Raw genomic sequence first — 22258 nt, 5'->3', positions numbered from 1 at the left:
TTGAAAAAGCTTATAAACTAAGCCATTTAAGGCTTCAAGTTAAAGCTTTAGAATTTTGAAAGTTGACACCAGCCATGGGGTGTGTTTATTAGACAAAGTCCTTGGAATTTTTGCCATTTTATGAACCAAAAGCTTCTTAAATATGGAGGAACAAGATGAAACGGACTTATCAGCCAAGCCGCATTAAAAGAAAAAGATGTCACGGATTTCGGGCGCGGATGAAAAGTCGCTCTGGAAGGCGGATTTTAGCAAACAGGCGGCGCAAGGGACGTTGGCGGCTTACGGTATAAAGTCAGAAACTTTTTCCAAAAAAGAACGCCTTAGACGCCGTAAAGAATACGAAAGAGTTTATAAAGAAGGTAAACGTCTTTATTTACCTTATTTGAAAATAGTCATAGCTCCTAATGAGCTTGGTTATAGGCGGATGGGGCTAAGTGTATCCAAAAAAGTCGGTAAAGCTGTTACACGCAACCGTATAAAAAGAATTTTACGGGAAATTTTTCGAAAAAATAAAGACATCTTTCCGAGTTCGTGTGATATAGTTTTTATTCCGCGGGCCCAAATTTTGGAAATTAAGCAAGCCCAGGTAGTGGATGATTTGGCGCGCATGTTCAGAAAATATGAAAAAAATCGCTTTGATAATAATTAAAAGCTACCAAATTTTTGTATCTCCTCTTTTTCCTTCTACATGCCGCTTTTATCCCTGTTGTAGCCAGTATGCGTTAGAAGTCTTTGCGCGCCACGGGATTTTTAAAGGAATCCTTTTGACCCTTTGGCGTCTTATGCGCTGCCATCCACTCTGCCGCGGTGGATATGATCCTCCACCAGAAAAATTTCCTTCGCCCTGGAAAAAGATAAAATCCCTTAAGGAGTCTTTCTCATGGACAGAAACGTAATCATTGCTGTTGTACTCTCTTTTCTAGTAATCGTCGGGTTTCAGCTTCTTTTTCACCCCAAACCAGTGACAAAACAACAAACAGTAGCTCAAAAAACTTCTCCTCTCGGAAACAAAGCCCAGACGGAAGAAAAACCTTCCAAGGCATCAATCCCCGAACAGAAAAACGTGTATCAAAGCAAGATTGAAACGGCAGAAGTTGATACCAGCCTTTTTCATGCCAAGATCACCGGAGCCGGGGCTCGTTTTACAAGCTTTACCCTAAAGAAATATCGCAAAACAATAGACCCTAATTCACCCCCTGTAGAACTAATAAATGCCCCCAAATTAGGCCTTCCGATAGAGATATATCCTACTGCTGCACCGGATATCGCAGTATCGCCTTATAAGGCAGATAAGCTTAAGCTTACACTTAAAGATGGCCAAAAAGGAAATCTTAATTTTTCTCCATTAGTTACTAATCCGCTAGCTATTGAAAAATTATTTTCGTTTCAAGATGGCTCTTATTTGTATTCGCTAAAAGTGCGCATTAAAAATCCCACAGAGAAAACCGTATCAGATAGAATCCTTTTTCGTATGGTTTCTCATCCCGTGTGTAAGCTTGATAGGTATGTTTTTCGCGGACCAGCCTATAGTCACGACGGTATTTACGAAGAGGTAAAACTCAAAGACGGCCAACTAGTAGATTATAGCGGGAAGCTTGACTGGATAGGCTATGGTGATCCTTATTTCCTAATGGCCATCATTCCTCCAGGAAACGAAAACTGGAGAGCAACATTTAGGCGGGTAGAGGGAAATGCTGACGAAGTAATTTTGTGGACTCCCGAAATAACTCTGGCCCCTAAAAGCGAAAAAGATCTCGAACTAAAACTTTATTTTGGTCCCAAAGAAATAGATATTCTCAAAAAAGTTGGTTACCATCTTTCAAATGCCATTCATTTTGGCTTTTTTGACCCTATTGCCAAACCTCTTCTTTATGCTCTTAAGTTTTTCTACAAATATACAGGAAATTATGGCATCGCTATCATTTTGCTAACAGTTCTTATAAGAATTCTTTTCTGGCCTCTCAACCATATCAGCATGAAAAACATGAAGAAAATGAAAGATCTTCAGCCTGTAATAGCAAAACTCAAAGAAAAGTATGGCGATGATAAAGAAAAACTTAATCAAGAACTCATGAGACTTTATCAGACCTACAAAGTAAATCCCTTTATGGGCTGTTTACCTATGCTGATTCAAATTCCGGTATTTTTTGCCCTTTATAAAGTGCTTCTTATGGCGATCGAGCTACGCCATGCGCCATTTTTCGCATGGATCCAAGATCTATCCGCCCCAGACAGGCTATATATAGGAGTGCATATTCCTTACTTAGGAGGCATTCCTGTTCTAACTATTCTCATGGGAATTTCTATGTATTTTCAGCAAAAATTAACGCCAACATCTATGGATCCAACTCAAGAGAAAATGATGCTTATGATGCCCATATTGTTTACATTTCTTTTTATCAACTTTCCATCGGGTCTGGTTCTCTATTGGCTAACCAACAACATCTTGTCTATTGCCCAGCAAATTGCGACAAACAAAATGTTGGCACGGAGAAAATAAATGATGGCAAAAGAATTCGAAGGCAAAAATATCGAACAAGCAATAGAAGAAGCATGCAGACATTTCGGAGTTTCAAAAGAAAAACTTGACATAGAAATCATCAGTCAGGGATCTACAGGTCTTTTCGGAATAGGAGCGAAAAAAGCTCGGATAAAAGCTTCGCTAAAACCAGAAACCATTCTTAAACAACGAGAAGAAGAAGCACAAAAAGTCTTAAAGGAAATCATTTCGGCTGCAGGTTTTGAAATAGAAATCAAAACCAAACAAGAAAACGGAAAAATTTATATCGAACTCACGGGAGTTGATAGCAGTCTTTTGCTGGCCAAAAGGGGAGCGCCTCTTAACGCCTTGCAGTATCTGGTAAACAAAATAGTTGCTAAACGTCTAGGGGTAGGCGCAAAAATAGTTTTTGACATTGAAGGATTTCGCGAAGACCGGGAAAAGAAGCTTAAGTCTCTTGCCCAAAAGGCTGCCAGAGAAGCCAAAAAGACCAGAAAACCATTTTCACTTCCCCCGATGCCTGCCCATGAAAGACGGGTGATTCATCTCACTATTAAAGAAATGCCCGGGGTTGAAAGCAAAAGCCGCGGTCGCGGGAGCGAACGCCACGTGGTAGTTTTCCCCAAAAACAACAGACGTAACAAACGTCGTAAACAATGAAAGACTTGGCCTATGCTGAAGCTACTATTGCTGCCATAGCCACCCCGGTTGGCCCGGGGGCGATAGGGGTTATCAAAGTAAGTGGCAATCTTTGTGAAAAGATCTTCCACAGGCTTTTCAAGCCCCGTAAAAAGATAAAAGAAATTCAAAGCCACCGCCTTTATTACGGCTATATCGTTGATCCAGAAACCGGTGCCACCATTGACGAAGTCCTTATCACCCTTATGCGCAAACCCCACACGTACACCCGCGAAGATGTCCTGGAAATCTACGGACACAGCGGCTATCTCGTGCTCAGCAAGATCCTTGAACTGGTTCTGAGAGAAGGCGCCCGCCTTGCTGAACCTGGTGAGTTTACCAGACGTGCTTTTTTAAACGGACGCATCGATCTTTCTCAGGCAGAAGCCCTTCTTGACCTTATCGAAGCCCGCTCTGAAAAAAGTCTTAAGCTTGCTCTTAATCAATTAAAGGGTGCGCTTTCTGAAAAATTAAAACCCGTGCGTGACGCCCTGCTTTCAGCCCTTGCGGTAGTAGAAGTAGCTGTTGATTTCCCCGAAGAAGACGTTGAACTTCTGGCTCACTATGAACTTGCGGCTAACCTTGAAAACCAGGTCATAAGTCGCATCCAAGAATTGCTTAAAAATTACCACCAGGGGCGCCTTTATCGCGAAGGAATAGCAGTGGTGATTGCCGGGAGGCCAAATGTTGGCAAATCAAGCCTTTTAAACGCCCTCCTAGCGGAAGAACGTGCTATTGTGACACCGGTGCCAGGCACCACCCGGGACATTATCGAAGAATTTATCAACTTAAAAGGCCTTCCTATCCGCCTGATAGACACCGCCGGGCTGAGACAAACCCAAGATGTTGTTGAAGAAATCGGAGTCAAACGTGCGCGGGAAAAAATCTCCCAGGCTGATGTAGTCATCCTGGTGGTAGATGGTGCAAGGCTTCCTGAGGAAGAAGACCTGAAAATTTATCAGGAAATTAAGACAAGCCCCTACATCGTAGTAGTAAATAAAATTGACATTGCCCAAGAAGAAACCCTAAATGAATGGAAAAAAATCTTTCCAGAAGAAAAAACAGTCTTTATCTCTGCGCTCACGGGAGAGGGCCTTGAGGCCTTAACTGAAAAAGTCTTCGAAGTGGTTACCGGAAGCACCGAAGAAATTGTCCCCTCTGTGGCCCCAAACCTGCGCCAAAAAATGGCCCTTGAGGCGGCACTTAATGCCCTTAAACGTGCCGTAACAAACCTTAAACAACCAAATGTTTATCCCGAACTTGTGGCGGTTGATTTAAGAGAGGCCCTTGATCATTTGGGAGAAATTACGGGAGAGACCACCACCGAAGACCTCCTTGATCGTATCTTTAGCAATTTTTGCATTGGAAAGTAGGCTTGCCTGTTTTTTTTACGAAAAGTTTTGCAGCTCTTTGCTTAACCCGGGAAAAAGAGTTATTTTTCCTCACATGTCACGGATTGTAGTTGCTACCATTGCCGGCTCAGACCCAAGTGGAGGCGCAGGGCTACAAACAGACCTGCGCGTGTTCTCCCTGCTTGGCGCTTACGGACAAACGGTTATCACCGCGCTCACCGTACAGAACTCTTTAGGGGTCAAACGCTGGCAGGCAGTAACTCCTGATCTAGTTAAAGACCAGCTCGTAGCCCTTTTTGAAGACTTACCGCCCTTGGCCATTAAAACCGGCATGCTTGCCAACGCTGAAATCATACGGGAAGTGGCTCAAGGCCTGCGAGAATACAAGCCCATGCTAATAATAGACCCCGTTATGGTGGCTAAAAGCGGAGACCCTCTCTTAAAAAAAGACGCCGAAGACGCCCTGGTCAAAGAACTTCTCCCCCTGGCAACAGTAATAACGCCAAATATTCCTGAAGCGGAACACATCCTGGGCGAAAAAATAACAGACATCCCGAATGCCCTTGAAAAACTTAAAAAACTAGGCCCCCAAGCTGTTATCATTAAAGGGGGGCATCTCTCAGGAGAAAATGCCACAGATTACCTCTTACACGAGGACAAAGTTTATACTTTTTCTTCTCCTCGAGTAGAAGGCAGGGTGGGACATGGCACTGGTTGCACTTTTTCAGCAGCCCTGACTGTTTTCCTTGCCCAGGGGAAAAAGCTTCCCGAGGCTGTTAAGCTGGCCAAAGATTTTGTCTTTTTGGGACTCCTTGGGGCAAAAGCATCGCCCCTTGGCAAAGGAGTCTCGCCTCTTGACCACCTGGTGCATTTCGAACGCTTAAAAGAAGCCCCGCACATCCTTAAGGAACTCGAAGAAGCGGCCGCTTATTTTTGCAGCTATCCAGTGCGCCCGTTAATTCCCGAAGTCCAGACAAACCTTGGTTATGCCCTGCCCTTTGCTCAGAAGCAAGAAGAAGTAGCTGCCTTCCCAGGACGCATTGTGGCTTTTGGCCAGGGAGCACACCCTGTGGGATGCCCGCGTTTTGGTGCCTCAAGGCACATTGCCAATGTTATCCTAGCGGCAGGTAAGTTTAACCACGAAATAAGAGCCGCCATGAATATTCGATTTCGCGAAGAATTTCTTGAAAAAGCGCAAAAAATGGGTTTTACCGTGGGCGAATTTTCCCGGGCTGATGAACCCCGAGAAATAAAAGAAAAAGAAGGATCAACCCTTTCCTGGGGTGTTACCGAAATTTGCAAAAAGTTAGGATTTGTCCCTGACTTCATCGCAGACAGGGGTGAAGTTGGCAAAGAACCCATGATTCGCATTCTTGGTAAAGACCCTTTTGAAGTGGTAAAAAAGGCCCTTAAATTGCTTGAAGGAGGTTAATAATCATGGCCATCACCAAAGAAGAAGTAGAACACGTGGCCCATCTTGCACGTTTAGAATTCTCAGAGGATGAAATAGACCTTTTTGCCGAACAACTGGCAGACATATTAACTTACGTTGCCAAATTAAACGAGCTTAACACTGAAAACGTAGAACCAACTTATCACGCCCTTAGGCTCACTAACGTATTCCGTGAAGACGAAGTCAAAGAATCATATCCCACCGATGAAATCCTTAAAAACGCTCCTGAACGGGAAAATGGCTTTTTCGTAGTACCCAAAGTTATAAAATAGGAGGCCCCCATGGACTGGCATAAACTTCCCCTTACAGAACAGCTTGCCAAGCTAAAAGCAGGCGAGGTTAGCAGCGTTGAGTTAGCCAAGGCCCTGCTCTCTTTCATTGAGGAAAAAGACCAAAAAATCAAAGCTTTCATTAAAGTTACCAAAGAAGAAGCTTTAAAGCAGGCCGAAGAGGCAGATGAGAGAAGGCGTAAAGGAGACAACGCCCCACTTCTTGGTGTGCCTCTAGCTATCAAAGACAATATTTGTATCAAAGGCGTTGAGACCACGTGTGCCTCCAAGATGCTTGAAAATTTCGTACCACCTTTCGATGCTACCGTGATTACCAAACTGAAAGAAGCCGGAGCGGTTTTCCTTGGGAAAACCAATCTGGACGAATTTGCCATGGGCTCCTCTACAGAAAACTCGGCCTTTTTTCCAACCCACAATCCGTGGGATGTTGAGCGTGTGCCAGGAGGTTCTTCAGGGGGCTCTGCCGCAGCGGTAGCTGCGGGTTTTTGCGCAGGGGCCCTTGGCTCAGATACCGGGGGCTCTATCAGGCAGCCTGCTTCTTTTTGCGGGGTGGTGGGGCTTAAGCCTACTTACGGGCGTGTTTCCCGATATGGGCTGGTGGCCTTTGCTTCTTCTCTTGATCAAATAGGCCCGATCACCCGAACCGTAAAAGACACCGCGCTTATTCTTCAGGTAATAGCGGGCAAAGACCCTATGGATTCAACTTCGGTACCTAAAGAAGTGCCAAATTACCTGGAAGAATTAAACATGAATATAAGTGGTGCCAAAATAGGTGTTCCTGAAGAATATTTTGGCGAAGGTCTTTCTGATGAGGTACGGGAAAAAATAGAAGACGCCCTTAAAGTGTTTGAAAAACTTGGCTGTCAAATAAAAAAAGTTTCTCTGCCACACACTCCTTATGCGGTAGCTGCCTACTATATCATTGCCCCGGCTGAAGCAAGCTCAAACCTTGCCCGCTACGATGGCGTTAAATATGGCCTAAGGGTGGAAGGCAAAGATCTTATAGATATGTACAAAAAAACCCGCTCTCAGGGATTTGGCCCTGAAGTGAAAAGACGTATCATGATTGGGACCTATGCGTTGTCAGCGGGCTATTATGACGCCTATTACAAAAAGGCCTCTCAAGTAAGAACTCTGATTTCCCAGGATTTTGCTAATGCCTTTGAAGAAGTAGATTTTATAGTTGGCCCTGCAGCGCCAACCCCGGCCTTTAAGATTGGCGAAAGAATAAGTGATCCCCTTCAGATGTATCTCTCCGACATCTACACCATCTCAGTAAACCTGGCCGGCATTGTGGCTTTAAGTCTTCCCTGTGGTTTTACATCTCAGGGGCTTCCGGTAGGAATGCAAATCATGGGGCCCCATTTTAGCGAAACAAAAGTGCTTGCCCTGGGACACAAATTCGAGGAAGAAACCAAATTTTACGAAAAGTATCCTGAGGTGTGATGCAAAGAATTCCCATAGAAATGGCAAAGGCTGGAATGATACTGGCAAAAGACGTCACCGACGAGGCGGGCCGCGTGCTTTGCGGCCCGGAAACTGAATTAACCACGGAGCTGATTGAAAAATTCAAAGCCATGGGGGTTAAGTTTGTTTCAGTAAAAGGGCATCCCATAGATTTTCCCTGGGAGCGCCCATATGAAGAAGAAATAAAACTACTTGAGGCCCGCTTTGCTAAAGTAGCTGATGACCCGAGGCTTATAAGTTTAAAAAAGATAATCGCTGATTACCTTAAAGAGAAAAATGCTTGATGAACGAGACTAAAAGGGAAATTAAAAAAAGGCTGCGCAATCTACAATCCTTGCCAACTCTTCCTGCTATCGTAGGTAAATTGACCCAGCTTATCGGAGACGAAAGGGCCACGGCACACCAGGTGGCGGCTCTAATTGAAAAAGACCAAGTGCTTACGGGAAAAGTTTTAAAAATGGTAAACTCAGCCTTTTATGGCTTCCCGCGTCGTATCTCTACGGTTTCTAATGCCATCGTTCTTCTTGGTTTTAACGTGATTCGGACCTTAGTGCTTACGGCGTCTATTTTTGAGAGCATGCAAGCAACCGACCTAAGCCTCTGGGAACACTCTTTGGGAACCGCTGCTGCTGCGGGTCTTTTAGCCGATAAATTGGAACTTCCTAATCCAGAAGAGGTTACTACTGCGGGTTTGCTCCACGATCTGGGCAAAGTGGTGCTAAGGACAGAATTTCCCAAATTATATAAAGAAGTAGCCACAAAGGTAAAAGAAGAAAAAACATATTTTCGGGCGGCCGAACAAGAAATCCTTGGCCTTGACCACGGAGAGATTGGGCGCATTCTTGCTAATCAATGGAATTTACCTGAACGCCTAGTAGAACCGATTGCCTATCATCACGAGGTTGAAAAGGCGCGCAAGTTCAAAAAAGAAGCAGCAATAGTGCATTTTGCCGATATTATGACTAGGGCCATGGGATACGGCTCTGGCGGAGATCCTTGGGTACCTGCTCTAAATGATAAAGCCTGGAAGCTTTTGCGTTTAAAAGAGAAAGACCTACAAGAAATAATCCCTATTTTTGATGAACGACTTCTAGAATTACGCTTTTTCACCCTGGAAATGCAAAATGAACTTAAAAAGTAAATTAGTCCTCCTAGCAGAGGAAGAGATTAAAGAAAAAACGTCTTCTCTAAAAAAATTTTATGAGATTACCTATTTTTATGACCCAATGGTTGCCGTAGAAAAAATCTTTGCAGCGCCTCCCGATATCCTTTTGGTGCAGGAAAGTCTGGCAAAAGACCTTATCAAAGGCCTGATACTTGCTTTGAAAAACGACCTGCGCTTGACTTGCATGCCTGTGGTTTTAATTGTCGAACGAATAAACTTGCCTAAAAGTTGGGAAGATTGTCCTGTTGATGACTTCGTCTTTTCAGATAGTTCTTTAGACGAATATTTGTCACGTATAAACTTGGCTTTAGCTAGGGTTAAGCGCCTTGCAGACAACAATCCTCTTACCGGCCTTCCAGGAAATACTTCAATTTTGAAGACCATTCAGGAAAAATTGAACACCAAAGAAGATGTCGCCGTAGCTTACGTTGATATAGACCAGTTCAAGCCATTTAATGATCGTTATGGATTTGCACGCGGTGATGAAATATTGAGAATGGTAGGACGAGTGCTTCTTAATGTTATTTCCGATAAATGTCGCGAAAAGGGATTTGTTGGCCATATTGGAGGAGATGATTTTGTTTTTATTTGCCCTAACGAACAAATAGAAGAAACTTGCAAAGAGATAATCAAAGAATACGAATCTATTTTGCCATCTTTTCTGGATCCAGAAGATCTTAAAAAAGGCTACTTTGTGGCCAAGGACCGCCAAGGAATCGAAAGAAAGATCCCTTTCCCGAGCATTTCTATTGCCGTAGTCCCTTTAAAAAAAGGCAAATTCAAACATTATGGGGAAGTTTCTGCAGCAGCCTCTCAGGTTAAAAAGATGGCTAAGGCCATAGAAGGAAATAGCTATTTTATTGATAGACGCCAACACTAAGCTGCAAAAAACTGATAAAGATTAAAAGGCTCAGGAAAATTTTTATAAACTTCATAATATTTTTTTTCTGCCTTTTTCAGATTCAAATGCTCCAACACTACTCCTAGATTTGGTAAAAATGGATGGGGCATCCGTGGGCCTTTTCTTTCAAAAAGCAATATTTTTTCATAAAAGTCGGCATATTTGGGATTAATACAAACCACCAAGTCAGTAATGCCATTTTTAAGCGAAAAATAGTAAATGCGACGAAAAACATAAAAGATTGCGTTTCTAGCCTTAAGTGAAGGTTGTGTAGCAACCAGGGTAATTTCTGCTATTTTATTGCGCCAACCTTTTATTTTTTTTAGTTCTTTTTTATATGGTCCTTCACAGGGGAGCCTTTTATCAACCAACAAAGCCACACAGGCAGGACCGGCTAAATCCTTAAGATAGGCTGCAAAAAAACGCCCAGGCAGAGGAGGCGGAGCCCAATCTGGAGGCACTATTCCTAATTTAACGTATCTTTTTTTTACAAATTCAAAAAAGGATTTTTTTTCTATCTTGTCTGTGGTTTCGATAATTTTGAGATTTCCAGGGTTAGTTATAGCTTCAGGAACTCCTGAAAGTTTTAAACGGCGCAGACGCCACCAGTCCTCAGAGCCAATCTGAAAAGACATTTCTCTCCCCTAAAGGATTTCTTTATAAACTTATTCGGCCAAAAAGAAATTTCTTTCAAAGCGCAAGACTCTGATTTAATGGATGAGTTTGCCTATGCGGTTCCAACGTATGCGGAAGTGTTCTTTATCCCACGAAAAATAGATAATAAAAGCCTTTCCTTTTACATCACGAATAGGTACAAACCCCCAGAAACGGCTATCATAGCTAGCATCGCGGTTATCCCCCATTACGAAAAGATGGCCTGGAGGAACTTTCACCGGGCCAAAATTGTCACGAGGGCTGACATCTCGAGGCAATATGTGAGGGTCTGTATGCTGAACGTATGGCTCTTTTAAGGGAACACCGTTTATATAAACGATTTTATTTCTTATTTCTACTATTTCCCCCGGCAACCCTATCACCCTTTTGATAAAGTCGAGCTTTCTGTCTTTGGGGAAAATAAAGACAATTATATCTCTTCTTTGGGGCGTACGGCCTTTTATCCAGACTTCCCTGGTTATAGGATTTCTGACTCCGTAAATAAACTTGTTAACCAGGATGTGATCTCCTATGAGCAGGGTTGGGATCATGGAGCCAGAAGGAATTTTAAAGGCCTGTACGAAAAAAGTACGAATAAAAAGCGCCAGCAAAAGGGCAAGAACAATAGTCTTGACCCAATCCCAGATCTTGTACGTAAGTGTGTCTTTATAAGAAAGAGTTTCTTTTTGCGACACAAGAACTCCTTATTAAGCAAATATGCTAGAGCTTTTATTACGATTTAGAAAAAAGGCAAGGGGCTAGCAAAATTTAAATACGTAAAATGGCCAAAAAAGCTTCCTGGGGGATTTCTACCTGGCCAAGGTTTTTCATCCGTTTTTTACCTTCTTTTTGCTTTTCAAGGAGTTTTCTTTTTCTGGTTACGTCACCACCATAGCACTTAGCCAGGACATCTTTGCGCATAGGGGGGATACGTTCACGGGCAATGATTTTTGAGCCAATAGCAGCCTGGATAACTACTTCAAAAAGCTGGCGCGGAATAACTTCTCTTAATTTGGAAACAAGCTCTCGCCCCCGATAATAGGCCTTGTCTTTATGAACAATAAGAGAAAGGGCATCTACGGGCTGTTTGTTGATATAAATGTCTAGTTTAACAAGGTCAGAGGGCCTATAATCTAAAAAGCTGTAATCCATCGAGGCGTAACCACGAGAATATGACTTAAGCTTGTCAAAAAAATCAAGCACCACTTCACTAAAAGGCAAATCGTATATTAATTGAACCCTCTGAGGGGTTAAATAGCGCAGGTCTTTTTGTTGGCCTCTTTTTTCTTCACAAAGGCGCATAATAGCGCCTACATACTCTTTGGGGGTAAAGATTTCTGCGCGAATATAGGGCTCTAAAACCCTTACAATTTTCTCGCGCGCCGGCCAATGAGCAGGGTTTTCTACTTCTACTGTTTTTCCGTCAACAAGCTCTACCCTATAACGCACCGAGGGGGCAGTACTGATGAGTTTAAGGTTAAATTCTCTTTCAAGGCGTTCTTGAATAATCTCCATGTGAAGAAGCCCCTGAAACCCACAACGGAAACCAAAGCCCAGGGCTGCTGAATTTTCTGGCTCATAGGAAAAGGCAGGATCATTTAACCACAGCTTTTCTACAGCTTCGCGAAGTTCATCATATTGTTCGCTTTCCACCGGGAAAAGACCACAAAATACCATCGGCTTTACCTCACGAAAACCAGGAAGTGGCTCACGCGCGGGATTAGCTGCCTCTGTTACCGTATCGCCTATTTTGGTATCACGGACTTCTTTAATGCCTGCGGCAAAAAAGCCAACCTCCCCTGCAACTAACATGTCCACACTAGTAGGATTAGGAGCAAAAACGCCGACTTTAGTAACTTCGAATTCTTTGCCGGTGGACATGAGCTTGATACGCTGGCCAGGATATAATGTGCCATCTACCATACGAATCAAAACCACTACCCCTAAATAAGGGTCGTACCAGGAATCAAAGATAAGGGCCTTAAGAGGGTTGTCTCTTTTTCCCTGTGGTGGTGGAATACGATTAACTATGGCTTCTAAAATTTCTTCGGTGCCTATTCCTTTTTTGGCACTTGCCAGAATAGCATCAGAAGCATCAAGGCCTATTATTTCTTCGATTTCTTTTTTTACCCTTTCTGGATCTGCTTGTGGTAGGTCTATTTTGTTGAGTACGGGAATAATCTCAAGATTGTTTTCAAGGGCAAGATAAACATTAGCAAGGGTCTGGGCTTCTACTCCCTGAGAGGCATCAACAACCAACAAAGCCCCTTCACAGGCAGCTAAACTTCGAGAAACTTCATAGGAGAAATCTACGTGTCCGGGAGTATCTATAAGATTAAGCTGATAAAGCTCGCCGTCTTTGGCTTTGTACCACAGTCTTACCGCCTGAGCCTTGATGGTAATGCCTCGTTCGCGTTCAAGGTCAAGCCGATCCAAAAATTGTTCACGCATTTCACGTTCGGACACCATGCCGGTCTTTTCGAGCAGACGATCTGCAAGAGTGGACTTTCCGTGGTCCACATGGGCTATGATACTAAAATTTCTTATTTTTTCTTGCGGAAACAACTTCATCTCTGGTATTGGATGTTAAAAATTTTTCTAAATTAAAAATTATAGTCTTAAAAGTTTTTGCCGATAAACATAAAAGCCACAATGAAAATTCTGATTAACAGTAATAACTCTGAAATAGTTTGACAAGACAAACAGGCGAGAACAAAGATGGCTCTAAAACTCGGAAATTTAGCCTTTGGAAAAAAGGGATACCTAGGAATAGACCTAGGGAGTTCGGCTATAAAAGTAGCTGAAGTGGAAGGATACCCTCCGGTTTTACGTTCTTTCGGCCAGGTGAAATTACCAGAGGGAGGACTATTTGCCGCAGATACCAGCTCAATGGAAGAAGTTGCCGAAAAACTCAAAAAACTGCTAGATAATCTCAAAATTAAACACAAAAGAGCCATAGTCTCTGTTTCAAGTTATACGTCAATTCTGAAGAGAATAAGTCTAGATATATCGCCTGATCAAGATTTAGAAGAAGCTATACTGGAAGAAGCCGAAGCCCACATTCCTTTTGACCTAGACGAAGTTTACCTAGATTACCAGATTTTGTCATCAGACGAAGAAAAAGTTGACTACATATTAGTTGCTGCGAAAAAAGACCTTATAGACACGATAATCGATTTTATTAAGTTAGCTAAAATAGAGCTAATCATCATAGACATTGACGCTTTAGCTATTACAAATATCTACACATATCTATACCAACCAGAAGATTGCAATTTAGTAATTGATCTAGGGGCTTCAAAAACAAGCATGATAATTGTTAACAACAACGAACTCATCACCACAAGAGATTTAAGCATTGGCACAAAACAATTAGATAACGAAGACGAAGACAAAAAACTATACAATGAAGAAAGGCTGATCAAAGGAATAGAAGAAGCCTATAATTATTTTATAGAAACATCTAATCTAGAGCCGAAAAGGATATATATCACTGGCGGGGGGAGCATTAACAAAAACCTTGTCAAAAAAATCAAACAAACACTAAAAAAAGAGATCTCATATTTTTCAATTGAACCTAAAATAAAAATTGAAAAAATAGAACAAAATACGAAAACATACATTAATCATATAGGCTTAACATCAGTGGGACTCGCATTAAGAGAGATAGTACAATGATAAAAATTAACCTACTCCCCAGAGATAGACAAAAAGAAAAAGGAGACACAAAAAGAATCTTTATACTAATAGCCATATTAGTATATTGCATCATGGCAGCCAGCTACATATGGCTATGGCAACAAGAGACACAAATAAAAGACGAAATCAACAGATTAGAAATCAAATTAAACAGCAAAAAATATGCTCTTAACAAGCTAAAAAAAGCAAAACAGGAGCAAGCAGAGATATCACAAAAAATAACTACCATAGCAAATCTGCTAAAAGAAAACCCCATTTTAATAAAAAACATAGAAATAACTACAAAAAACATTCCATATCAACAAATATTTTTAAGTAAAATACAGGCAGACCAAGCAAGTATTTCCATAAACGCTTTTGCAGCAGATCTTAAAAGCATAGCTACCTATATCAGGAAACTAGAAAAACAAGACGAAATCAAAAAAGTGGAGCTAACAAACACAAAACAAAAAGAAATAAATGGAGAAAAATTAATAAACTTCACCCTTAAAATAGGGACAAAAAATGAAAATTAAAATCCAGCAAGAGATCGAAAAAATAAAAAACCAGTGGAACGGGTTAAGCAAAAGAGATAAAACAATCATAAAAATATTAGCAATTGTCGGCCCGCTACTTTTATACATCAAACTAATAGCATTACCCGCTAAAGAAAACATTGACAAACTAATAAAAGAAAAACAAAAAATAGAACAACAAATAAATCAAGCTCAAATAGCAGAAGCACAACTAAGAAAGATAGAAAAAGAACTAAAAGAATTAAAGAAAATTTCCAAAGAAGCAGAAAAAATATTACCATCAAAAATGGAAATAGCTAGCTTACTACAAAGCATTTCAGACGAAAGTAAAAGATTCAATTTATCAATTATTGAATTCAAAACTCAACAAGAACAAGATACAGAAAATTTATATAAAAAAATTCCTATAATCTTAAAAGCAGAAGGTTCATTTAATAACATCATGCTTTTTATTGATAACATTAGATCCAAAGAAAAAATTTTAACCCCTAAAAAAATAATACTATCTAAAAAAGACAAAACTTTATTAGCAGATTGCACTTTAATTACTTACAGAACCTTAACTCCAGAAGAAATCAAAGAAAAAAAGAATCCCAAAAATAAAAAGAGAAAAAGATGATTAAAAAGAAAAAATTTTTAACAAAACTAATTTTAGCAATTTTTTGTTTAATTATAACAGAAGCGTCGGGATACTCTAAATCTATTTCGCAAAAAATTGATATTGAAGAAGCTTGGAACAAGGCTCTAAAATTAAGAGAAAGTTATAAATTTAGCCCCTTAAATTTTGATCCATTTAAACCATTTATTATTGAATATAAACCAGCTCCCATAGCAAAAAATATAACCGTTTTTCTTAATAATTATGACATTAGCGAGTTAAAACTAGTTGGCATTATTAAGAAAAAAAATGAATACATAGCTATCATTGAAGATCCTTCCGGGAAAGGCTTCTTTTTAAAAAAGGGAGACTACCTAGGAAAACAGGGCGGGGAAATAATAAAAATAACTTCATGTGCCGTTTATATAACACAAAAATTTATTGATTATAGAGGTAGAATTGTACAATCAAAAAAGCCTTTAATATTGACACTCTCAACGGAGGGCGAAACATGCACAGAATAATAAACACCTTAATTTTAATATGCTTTTTCGGATTATATACATCTCATGCAGAAGCATACGATTATAAAATTAAGAACATTAATTTTAAAGAAAAAGAAGACACAATAAGTATCTTCATATTATTCGATGGATTATCTCTCAAACCAGAAGTTAAAAGAACCGGGAAAAAGCTAGTTCTAAGCTTTAAAGATACTAAAATCAATACCATTAATCCTAAACTACCTGAAGGAATCAAAAAATTCGATATAGAACTTGAAGATAATAACACAAAACTATTCATTGAAACTAAATACACCTTGAAAGACATTAAGCAAAAAGAAAACAAAATAATTATAACATTAATAAAAGAAAAAGAAAATTCCTTCCCGTATGACTTACCCCCTCAAATAGGAGAAATAAAAACTCCTTTTCAAGACAAAAAATATACCGGAGAAAAAATATCATTAGACTTACAGGACGCAGACATAAGAACGGTTTTTAGAATGCTCAGTGAAATTGGAAATGTTAATATCGTATTAGGAGACCAGATTTCAGGCAAGATAACATTAAAACTAAAAGACGTTCCCTGGGATCAAGTACTGGATATCGTAATGGCACGATTTGGCTTAGGAAAAGCAGAAATAAATGGTATCATTTATATAGCTCCCCTACAAAAATTACAAAAACAGACAGAAGAAATCAGAAAACTAAAAGAAGCCATGATCCAAGAAAAAGAGATAACCCCTCTAAAAAGAGAATACTTAACATTAAACTACGTCAAAGCATGCGATCTTATTGATTCGGGAACTATTAAAAGTTTAATGACAGAGAGAGGAACTATAAGTTGCGACGATCGAGCAAATCTACTCATTATTAAAGACACCAGTATAGCTATTAACGCTATAAAAAATTTAATAAAGAGGATAGATATTCCCAATAAACAAGTCCTAATAGAAGCAAGAATAGTTGAAATTTCCAGTAATTTTGCACGGAATTTAGGGATTCAGTGGTATGGAGGATATTATAATTCAGGTAATTTTCGGATAGGACCATCTTCAGCTTTTCCTGTAGGTTCAGGAGGAAATCCCGTAGATGGTGTATATGATACTTCAACCGGTCAAAATACAGAAACTCCTCGAGATAGTTTTTCAAAAGGTTCTTTGCCTTTTGGCCCTATTGTAGATCTTGGAATTCCTGAGGCCACCACTACACTTGGACTTGCAATAGGTCATATTACTAGCACATCTGCATTATTATTAGACATGCGCTTATCTGCTCTAGAAACGCAAGGACTGGGAAAAATAGTATCTGCACCAAAAATTATCACTAAAGACAATGAGGAAGCCTTAATAAGACAAGGGTATCAAATACCATATCCTCAAATAACAGCAGAGGGAACAGTAGCTACAGAATTTGCGAATGCCGATTTAACTCTTAAGGTAATTCCCCACATTCTACCCAATAACGAAATTAAATTATCAATAGATATAAATAAAAGCGAACCAGATTGGAGTAGACAAGTAAATGGCGTGCCTTCAATCATTACGAGAAGTGCGAAAACTTTTGTAAGGGTCCCCAATGGAGGAACAGTTGTTATCGGTGGACTGAAAGTCACCAAAAAGAACGAAAGCTATGGTCGGGTTCCAGGGCTTTCTAAAATTCCTGGTGCTGGAAATCTTTTTAAGAATAGCCAAAAATCCCAAGAAGAACAAGAACTCCTAATTTTTATTACTGCCAAAGTCGTTAGCTCTGCGGTAGAAGAAATCGACTATTAAAGATTGCCAAGACCGAGACATGGCCTTAGGATAAGGCTATGTCTCAGTCTGTAGTTATTCTTTTTAAAGAGACCCTACGGCGCTTTTGGCACGATAAGTGCCTCATGAGTGCGCAGGCCCTCACCTACAATACCGTTTTTGCCTTTGTCCCTTTGCTTGCTTTTGGCCTTTCTATTGTTCAGGTATTTATAGGAGCTGAAGAAATAACCACCCGGATAAACGACGCCCTATCTCAGTTTTTGAATCCTGGAGCACTGAGCAAAGCCCAAGAAACCATTCTTAATCTGGTCCAGGAAGCCCAGCACGCCCCTCTTGGCGCAGCCAGTATGATCCTTTTCCTCACCATGGTTATCGGGCTTCTCATGCAGTTTGAAGAAGTTATAAATGAAATTTTTCGGGTTAAACAAAAAAGATCTATCTTCCAAAAAATAATCGTTTACTGGATGGGACTGACGCTTGGCCCCATACTTGTAACTCTTCCTTTAGGTGCAAGCATTTATCTTACCCACCTCGGATTAAAAGGGTATGGCTTGGTATCTTTTCTGCTGAAATTCTGGATGATCCCCACTTTGATGTTACTTTTCGCTGGTATTTATCTCTACCTTCCCGCCAAAAGGATAAAGTTCAAAGCCGCTTTTGCCGGAGCAACTATTGCAGCCACTTTGTGGATTATCTTGGCCTCCCTTTACGCTTTTTACACCACCAAAGCCGTTGCTTATTCTAAACTTTACGGGTCTTTGGCAGTTATTCCTTTGTTTTTACTCTGGCTCTGGCTCAATTGGGTACTGGTGCTCCTTGGAGCAGAGATAGCCTCGGTTTTACACTACAAAGAAAAAATACTTGCGCATTTCCGCACTAAAAATGACACCTCTTCCCTACTATTAGCTTTAGGGGCCCTGCTGTGCATCTACGACCATCTTCATCAAGGGGAAGAAGCTCCTACACTCGTTAGGATTTCGTCTTTGCTTAATTGTTCGCCTTTTCACTTGGAAGATGTCCTGGAAAATTTGATTAAAAACAAACTTATCTATGAGTTTGAAAATCGCTTTTATCTGGCCAAAGATGCCGAAGCGTTAGAACTTAAAGAAGTCCAGGAAGCCATTGAAGGGAAACTGCCAATTGCGATACCAGAGACACCTCTTTTAAAACCACCCTATGAATTTCTACTCAAAGAAAAAAAGCTCTGGGAGGGAAAATCTCTCAAGCACCTTTATCAAAAGACAGTAGAGGAGCGAACAAAATATGGCGCGTTGTCGGAAGTGTCGTAAAAAAGCAGATATCTTTATCCCTCACCACCGCCTGCCATTGTGTGATGCACATTTTAAAGAATGGTTCGAGGAATACCTTGAGCGTACTATCAAAAAATTTAAGATGTTTCCCAAAACGGCTAAAGTCCTGGTGGCCATCTCCGGGGGTAAAGACAGCCTGGCTCTCTGGCAAGCCCTTACCAATCTTGGTTTCGACACAGAAGGTGTCTTTATAGATCTTGGCATTGAAGATTTTTCTATTATTTCGCGCCGGGTATCAGAAAATTTTGCCGAAAACATAGGAAAGACCCTCCACGTGGTTTCCCTAAAAAAAGAAACAGGAATAAGTATCCCCGATCTCAAGGCTCGGACCCAAAAATATTGCTCTCTTTGCGGAAGCATTAAACGATACTTGCTCAATCGTTTTGCACGTCTGAATAAATTCGACGTTATCGTCACCGGTCATAACCTTGATGACGAGGCCTCCTCTCTGCTTGGCAACACCATCAACTGGCACTTAAAGTATCTAGCCAGGAAGTATCCTGTGCTTCCTGAAGGAAATGGCTTTGTTAAAAAGGCAAAGCCTCTTTGCCGATTCACCTCTTTTGAGATAAAAGAATACGCTAGAAGACAAAACATCGAATTTCTGGAAGAACGTTGCCCTCTTTCTCCAGAGGCCACGCGTTTGGTCTATGCCGAAATAATGGACGAGCTTGAAAAACGCATGCCTGGGACCAAAATTCGTTTTTACATGGACTATCTGCGCAAGGTCTATCCTATTTTTAACGAACGCGTAGAAGAATTCCTGGAAAAACCCCTTACTACCTGTGAGTTTTGTGGTGAGCCTTCGGTATCTTCTCCTTGTTTTGTATGTAAACTAAAGGCAGAAGCTAAGGCATAAGGTATTTCTGTTGGTCTTTGGGAACCCACCAGCGTTCAATATTGTAGGAGATACCAATGGGCGCAGGTTTTATACCTTTAAAACGCTTGTGAATACAGGGGAGACTCATAGGCACGTATAGAAAGGTATAAGGTTGGTCCTCTGCCAAAATTTCTTGAAAGCGAAAATAGATCCTCTTGCGCTTTTCTCTATCAAACGTGCGCCTACCCTCTTCAAGAAGTTTGTCAACTTCAGGGTTCTTGTAGCCAATAAAATTTAGCCCTGGCGGCTTAATCTTACTTGAATGCCATATATCGTAGACATCTGGCTCGGTGGAAGTGGTCCAGCCGAGAATTACCGCTTCAAAGCGCCTTTTATCAATGAATTCTTTGATAAATGCCGTCCACTCCACGGTGCGAATGTGCATCTTAATACCTATCTGGGCCAGGCGATATTGGATCACCTGCGCGGTTAAAAGGCGGGAAGTATTCCCCTGGTTGGTGAGCACGGTAAACTCAAAAGGTTTTCCGTCTTTGTCAAGGATGCCATCGCCATCGGTATCCCGCCAGCCTGCCTCATGCAACAAGGCCAGGGCCTTTTCAGGATTGTAGGGATAGCGCTTTACATGGGGATTATAAAACCAGGTGTCAGGCTTATAAGGTCCGGTGGCCTCTACCCCGAGCCCGTAAAGCACCCCGTCTATAATCTCTCGCTTGTTAATAGCGTAGGAGATGGCCTGACGCACGCGTTTGTCTTTAAACAAGGGATGGCGCAAATTGTAACCCAGGTAGGTATATGAGAATGAAAGATAGCGATATTTATTAAAACGGGCCAAGAAAGACGGAGAATTAGTCTGACGGGCATATTGAAGAGGGGTTAGCCCCATCCAATCGATCCCTTCTGCTTTAAGTTCCATAAACATGGTCGTTGGATCTGGAATTACACGAAAGATAATGTAATTAAGGTAAGGCCGACCTTGAAAATAGTTGTCATAGGCCTTGAGGACGATTTTTTCCTGCGGACGCCATGACTGAAACATAAAAGGCCCTGTGCCGATAGGATGCCTGCCAAAGTCTGTTTTGGTAATGTCTTTTCCCTCAAGGATATGCTTGGGAAGCACTACCAAATTCCCCCAGGAACCAAGGGCAGGAGCAAAGGGCTTTTTATAATGCACCCGAAAGATATATTTCCCAAGGACTTCTGCTTTTTCTACTTCCAGGAAATCGCCGGCATAAGCCGTAGGGGTCTTGGGATTGCGAATGAGGTTGAAGCCAAAAAGCACGTCTTGAGCGGTAAATTCCTTTCCGTCGTGCCATTTGACACCCTTACGAAGGTAAAAAGTAATCGTTTTGCCGCCGTTGGTTACCTCGTATCGCTCTGCCAGGTCCCCAACAAGATTAAGATTTTTGTCGTATTTAACGAGGCCGTTAAAAATAAGACCTGCTACCTCGTGACTCGGAGCATCCGTGGCAAGCATAGGGATAAGAATGCTCGCATCACCAATTGAGCCTATAACCAGAGCATCGCCATAGTCCTGGGCCTTTGCCGGAAACGCAAACACAAAAAGCGCAAATATGATTAAAAAGACTTTCCTCATAGCTAAACTCCCGTTAATTTTGGCACAAATAACTTAAATTGGAAGACATGGAGGAAATTTTGGAATTAAAAGCCATCTTAGCACCCCAAACACATTTGCGGCTTGACCTTGCAGGCCTTCTCCTTGCAGCCTTTGATAAAATTATTCTTTTACAACCCACAGAGGAAAAACCAAAGGGCCCGGTAGAAGATTTAATCAAAAAAGGTTTAGTTGAAATCATCACACCCCCGCCCCTTGGCGAAAAGCTCCCCTGGTTTCAAAGGCTAATAGCCTCTTACGAAGAATGGGGGCAGATGATGCGCTGGCCTGAAAACGTAGCCATGTTCAAGACAAGACCCGAAGTTCTTGAAGAAACCGTCTCAGAGATCAAGGCCCAGATCCTTGGCAAAGAACAAGATAAGCCCAACCCTGACCTTCAGGCACGCATCATTTTGCAACTTGCCCAAAACCTAGACAAGCGTCTGGAAGAACTCGACTTTGAATATCAGGATTTAAAGTCCCACGCCGAAAGGCTTGCAGACTTTATCGTAGGGCATGATCCTACCATCAGGCGTTTTCCAGATTGGGTTATCGAGGGCAAAGAAACAAGCCATGAACTTCCAAACTTAAAAGAACGAATGCTTGCCTTTGCCCATCTTATTGGCCTCATTGACGAACTTCCTTCCAATAAAATTGTCTCAGACCAACTCGAATTAATAGAAAGTTTTCTTGACTTTGACCCCCAAGCTCAAAAGCTGGGTAAGATAAGCCTTCCCCCGACAGAAGAAGCCCTTCTTCGTGAAGACTCAAAAGAGTGCAAAGAAAAGATAAGAGCCCTTCTTAACGGACAGAAGATAAACGAAGAAAAAGCCCCGTATCTTGAAGTCTTTCGGCTTCCTTTTGAGACCAAAAGCCTTTTTCTTGCCCTCAAAAATCCAAAGGCCTTAAAAGAAGGCGAGACTTATCTTTTTTATTTGGGGCGCGCTTAAGGCTTGACAAGAGCGT

Annotated in this window: 24 protein-coding genes; 20 read left to right on the top strand and 4 right to left on the bottom strand. The window is 41.3% G+C overall.

The annotated features are described in order from the left end of the window. Nucleotides 1-155: 155 nt before the first annotated feature. The 12 genes from rpmH to H528_RS12560 all read left to right on the top strand — a co-directional run bounded on the left by rpmH (nt 156) and on the right by H528_RS12560 (nt 9785). Nucleotides 156-290, top strand: a complete 135-nt coding sequence (gene rpmH / locus H528_RS14275; RefSeq protein ID WP_084677638.1) for a 50S ribosomal protein L34 — start codon at nt 156-158, stop codon at nt 288-290. After that, nucleotides 272-649 carry a ribonuclease P protein component gene (gene rnpA, locus H528_RS0103845; RefSeq protein ID WP_169352767.1) on the top strand — a complete coding sequence of 126 codons (378 nt, stop codon included), beginning with the start codon at nt 272-274 and terminating at the stop codon, nt 647-649. Before rpmH ends, rnpA begins: the two co-directional genes overlap by 19 nt. Beyond that, on the top strand, nt 621-896 hold the full coding sequence (gene yidD, locus H528_RS0103840) for a membrane protein insertion efficiency factor YidD (protein WP_022853025.1): 276 nt from the start codon (nt 621-623) through the stop codon (nt 894-896). Before rnpA ends, yidD begins: the two co-directional genes overlap by 29 nt. Beyond that, entirely contained in the window at nt 881-2500 is a 1620-nt protein-coding gene (gene yidC / locus H528_RS0103835; protein ID WP_022853024.1) for a membrane protein insertase YidC, read from the top strand. The genes yidD and yidC overlap by 16 nt, the downstream gene beginning before the upstream one ends. Beyond that, nucleotides 2501-3160, top strand: a complete 660-nt coding sequence (jag, locus tag H528_RS0103830; protein ID WP_022853023.1) for an RNA-binding cell elongation regulator Jag/EloR — start codon at nt 2501-2503, stop codon at nt 3158-3160. Continuing rightward, on the top strand, nt 3157-4551 hold the full coding sequence (gene mnmE / locus H528_RS0103825) for a tRNA uridine-5-carboxymethylaminomethyl(34) synthesis GTPase MnmE (RefSeq protein WP_022853022.1): 1395 nt from the start codon (nt 3157-3159) through the stop codon (nt 4549-4551). Before jag ends, mnmE begins: the two co-directional genes overlap by 4 nt. Nucleotides 4552-4624: 73 nt before the next feature. Then, a complete protein-coding gene (gene thiD, locus H528_RS0103820; protein WP_028845762.1) occupies nt 4625-5962 on the top strand; it encodes a bifunctional hydroxymethylpyrimidine kinase/phosphomethylpyrimidine kinase in 1338 nt (445 codons plus the stop codon). A 5-nt stretch (nt 5963-5967) separates the two neighbouring features. After that, nucleotides 5968-6255, top strand: coding sequence for an Asp-tRNA(Asn)/Glu-tRNA(Gln) amidotransferase subunit GatC (gatC, locus tag H528_RS0103815; RefSeq protein ID WP_022853020.1), 288 nt, complete (start codon nt 5968-5970; stop codon nt 6253-6255). A gap of 9 nt (nt 6256-6264) precedes the next feature. Then, nucleotides 6265-7719 carry an Asp-tRNA(Asn)/Glu-tRNA(Gln) amidotransferase subunit GatA gene (gene gatA, locus H528_RS0103810; RefSeq protein ID WP_022853019.1) on the top strand — a complete coding sequence of 485 codons (1455 nt, stop codon included), beginning with the start codon at nt 6265-6267 and terminating at the stop codon, nt 7717-7719. Next, nucleotides 7719-8024, top strand: coding sequence for a hypothetical protein (locus H528_RS0103805; protein WP_033396206.1), 306 nt, complete (start codon nt 7719-7721; stop codon nt 8022-8024). The genes gatA and H528_RS0103805 overlap by 1 nt, the downstream gene beginning before the upstream one ends. Further along, nucleotides 8024-8881: an HDOD domain-containing protein gene (locus tag H528_RS0103800; RefSeq protein ID WP_022853017.1), complete on the top strand. Its 858-nt coding sequence runs from the start codon at nt 8024-8026 to the stop codon at nt 8879-8881. The genes H528_RS0103805 and H528_RS0103800 overlap by 1 nt, the downstream gene beginning before the upstream one ends. Continuing rightward, nucleotides 8865-9785 carry a GGDEF domain-containing protein gene (locus H528_RS12560; protein WP_022853016.1) on the top strand — a complete coding sequence of 307 codons (921 nt, stop codon included), beginning with the start codon at nt 8865-8867 and terminating at the stop codon, nt 9783-9785. The genes H528_RS0103800 and H528_RS12560 overlap by 17 nt, the downstream gene beginning before the upstream one ends. On the opposite strand, the gene H528_RS0103790 is transcribed toward H528_RS12560, so the two are convergent. The 3 genes from H528_RS0103790 to lepA all read right to left on the bottom strand — a co-directional run bounded on the left by H528_RS0103790 (nt 9782) and on the right by lepA (nt 13031). Further along, complete coding sequence (locus H528_RS0103790) at nt 9782-10441, bottom strand: N-acyl amino acid synthase FeeM domain-containing protein (RefSeq protein WP_022853015.1); 660 nt, start codon at nt 10439-10441, stop codon at nt 9782-9784. The two genes, H528_RS12560 and H528_RS0103790, sit on opposite strands and share 4 nt — an antisense overlap. Before the next feature lie 75 nt (nt 10442-10516). Next, nucleotides 10517-11155, bottom strand: a complete 639-nt coding sequence (gene lepB / locus H528_RS0103785; RefSeq protein ID WP_022853014.1) for a signal peptidase I — start codon at nt 11153-11155, stop codon at nt 10517-10519. Between the two features lie 73 nt (nt 11156-11228). Further along, complete coding sequence (gene lepA / locus H528_RS0103780) at nt 11229-13031, bottom strand: translation elongation factor 4 (RefSeq protein WP_022853013.1); 1803 nt, start codon at nt 13029-13031, stop codon at nt 11229-11231. Nucleotides 13032-13178: 147 nt separating this feature from the next. Between lepA and pilM the strand changes: the two genes are divergently transcribed. The 7 genes from pilM to H528_RS0103745 are packed head-to-tail and all read left to right on the top strand — an operon-like array spanning nt 13179 to nt 19698. Further along, complete coding sequence (gene pilM / locus H528_RS0103775) at nt 13179-14138, top strand: pilus assembly protein PilM (RefSeq protein WP_022853012.1); 960 nt, start codon at nt 13179-13181, stop codon at nt 14136-14138. Then, on the top strand, nt 14135-14674 hold the full coding sequence (locus tag H528_RS0103770) for a PilN domain-containing protein (protein WP_022853011.1): 540 nt from the start codon (nt 14135-14137) through the stop codon (nt 14672-14674). Before pilM ends, H528_RS0103770 begins: the two co-directional genes overlap by 4 nt. After that, nucleotides 14664-15293 (top strand): type IV pilus inner membrane component PilO, encoded by a 630-nt coding sequence (locus tag H528_RS0103765; RefSeq protein WP_022853010.1) that lies wholly within the window; start codon nt 14664-14666, stop codon nt 15291-15293. The genes H528_RS0103770 and H528_RS0103765 overlap by 11 nt, the downstream gene beginning before the upstream one ends. Then, complete coding sequence (locus tag H528_RS0103760; RefSeq protein WP_022853009.1) at nt 15290-15796, top strand: pilus assembly protein PilP; 507 nt, start codon at nt 15290-15292, stop codon at nt 15794-15796. Before H528_RS0103765 ends, H528_RS0103760 begins: the two co-directional genes overlap by 4 nt. Then, a complete protein-coding gene (locus H528_RS0103755; RefSeq protein ID WP_022853008.1) occupies nt 15784-17550 on the top strand; it encodes a type IV pilus secretin PilQ in 1767 nt (588 codons plus the stop codon). Before H528_RS0103760 ends, H528_RS0103755 begins: the two co-directional genes overlap by 13 nt. Nucleotides 17551-17588: 38 nt before the next feature. After that, entirely contained in the window at nt 17589-18818 is a 1230-nt protein-coding gene (locus H528_RS0103750) for a YhjD/YihY/BrkB family envelope integrity protein (RefSeq protein WP_022853007.1), read from the top strand. Then, nucleotides 18793-19698 (top strand): PP-loop family protein, encoded by a 906-nt coding sequence (locus H528_RS0103745; RefSeq protein ID WP_022853006.1) that lies wholly within the window; start codon nt 18793-18795, stop codon nt 19696-19698. The genes H528_RS0103750 and H528_RS0103745 overlap by 26 nt, the downstream gene beginning before the upstream one ends. On the opposite strand, the gene H528_RS0103740 is transcribed toward H528_RS0103745, so the two are convergent. After that, a complete protein-coding gene (locus H528_RS0103740) occupies nt 19688-21274 on the bottom strand; it encodes a peptide-binding protein (protein ID WP_022853005.1) in 1587 nt (528 codons plus the stop codon). The two genes, H528_RS0103745 and H528_RS0103740, sit on opposite strands and share 11 nt — an antisense overlap. A 47-nt stretch (nt 21275-21321) precedes the next feature. On the opposite strand from H528_RS0103740, the gene H528_RS0103735 reads away from it, so the two are divergent. Beyond that, nucleotides 21322-22242 (top strand): hypothetical protein, encoded by a 921-nt coding sequence (locus H528_RS0103735; protein WP_028845760.1) that lies wholly within the window; start codon nt 21322-21324, stop codon nt 22240-22242. Nucleotides 22243-22258 lie beyond the last annotated feature (16 nt).

It is taken from the genome of Thermodesulfatator atlanticus DSM 21156 (assembly GCF_000421585.1).
In the GTDB taxonomy this organism is placed as follows: domain Bacteria; phylum Desulfobacterota; class Thermodesulfobacteria; order Thermodesulfobacteriales; family Thermodesulfatatoraceae; genus Thermodesulfatator; species Thermodesulfatator atlanticus.
Note: the sequence above shows the minus strand (reverse complement) of the source record. Positions and strands in the feature narration are given on the sequence as shown.

Excerpts from the sequence above, each read along its gene's own strand:
- rpmH (WP_084677638.1), top strand. The coding sequence starts at position 156 with ATGAAACGGACTTATCAGCCAAGCCGCATTAAAAGAAAAAGATGTCAC.
- yidD (WP_022853025.1), top strand. The coding sequence starts at position 621 with ATGAAAAAAATCGCTTTGATAATAATTAAAAGCTACCAAATTTTTGTA.
- yidC (WP_022853024.1), top strand. The coding sequence starts at position 881 with ATGGACAGAAACGTAATCATTGCTGTTGTACTCTCTTTTCTAGTAATC.
- jag (WP_022853023.1), top strand. The coding sequence starts at position 2,501 with ATGATGGCAAAAGAATTCGAAGGCAAAAATATCGAACAAGCAATAGAA.
- mnmE (WP_022853022.1), top strand. The coding sequence starts at position 3,157 with ATGAAAGACTTGGCCTATGCTGAAGCTACTATTGCTGCCATAGCCACC.
- thiD (WP_028845762.1), top strand. The coding sequence starts at position 4,625 with ATGTCACGGATTGTAGTTGCTACCATTGCCGGCTCAGACCCAAGTGGA.
- gatC (WP_022853020.1), top strand. The coding sequence starts at position 5,968 with ATGGCCATCACCAAAGAAGAAGTAGAACACGTGGCCCATCTTGCACGT.
- gatA (WP_022853019.1), top strand. The coding sequence starts at position 6,265 with ATGGACTGGCATAAACTTCCCCTTACAGAACAGCTTGCCAAGCTAAAA.
- H528_RS0103805 (WP_033396206.1), top strand. The coding sequence starts at position 7,719 with ATGCAAAGAATTCCCATAGAAATGGCAAAGGCTGGAATGATACTGGCA.
- H528_RS0103800 (WP_022853017.1), top strand. The coding sequence starts at position 8,024 with ATGAACGAGACTAAAAGGGAAATTAAAAAAAGGCTGCGCAATCTACAA.
- H528_RS12560 (WP_022853016.1), top strand. The coding sequence starts at position 8,865 with ATGAACTTAAAAAGTAAATTAGTCCTCCTAGCAGAGGAAGAGATTAAA.
- H528_RS0103790 (WP_022853015.1), bottom strand. The coding sequence starts at position 10,441 with ATGTCTTTTCAGATTGGCTCTGAGGACTGGTGGCGTCTGCGCCGTTTA.
- lepA (WP_022853013.1), bottom strand. The coding sequence starts at position 13,031 with ATGAAGTTGTTTCCGCAAGAAAAAATAAGAAATTTTAGTATCATAGCC.
- pilM (WP_022853012.1), top strand. The coding sequence starts at position 13,179 with ATGGCTCTAAAACTCGGAAATTTAGCCTTTGGAAAAAAGGGATACCTA.
- H528_RS0103770 (WP_022853011.1), top strand. The coding sequence starts at position 14,135 with ATGATAAAAATTAACCTACTCCCCAGAGATAGACAAAAAGAAAAAGGA.
- H528_RS0103765 (WP_022853010.1), top strand. The coding sequence starts at position 14,664 with ATGAAAATTAAAATCCAGCAAGAGATCGAAAAAATAAAAAACCAGTGG.
- H528_RS0103760 (WP_022853009.1), top strand. The coding sequence starts at position 15,290 with ATGATTAAAAAGAAAAAATTTTTAACAAAACTAATTTTAGCAATTTTT.
- H528_RS0103755 (WP_022853008.1), top strand. The coding sequence starts at position 15,784 with ATGCACAGAATAATAAACACCTTAATTTTAATATGCTTTTTCGGATTA.
- H528_RS0103750 (WP_022853007.1), top strand. The coding sequence starts at position 17,589 with ATGTCTCAGTCTGTAGTTATTCTTTTTAAAGAGACCCTACGGCGCTTT.
- H528_RS0103745 (WP_022853006.1), top strand. The coding sequence starts at position 18,793 with ATGGCGCGTTGTCGGAAGTGTCGTAAAAAAGCAGATATCTTTATCCCT.
- H528_RS0103740 (WP_022853005.1), bottom strand. The coding sequence starts at position 21,274 with ATGAGGAAAGTCTTTTTAATCATATTTGCGCTTTTTGTGTTTGCGTTT.
- H528_RS0103735 (WP_028845760.1), top strand. The coding sequence starts at position 21,322 with ATGGAGGAAATTTTGGAATTAAAAGCCATCTTAGCACCCCAAACACAT.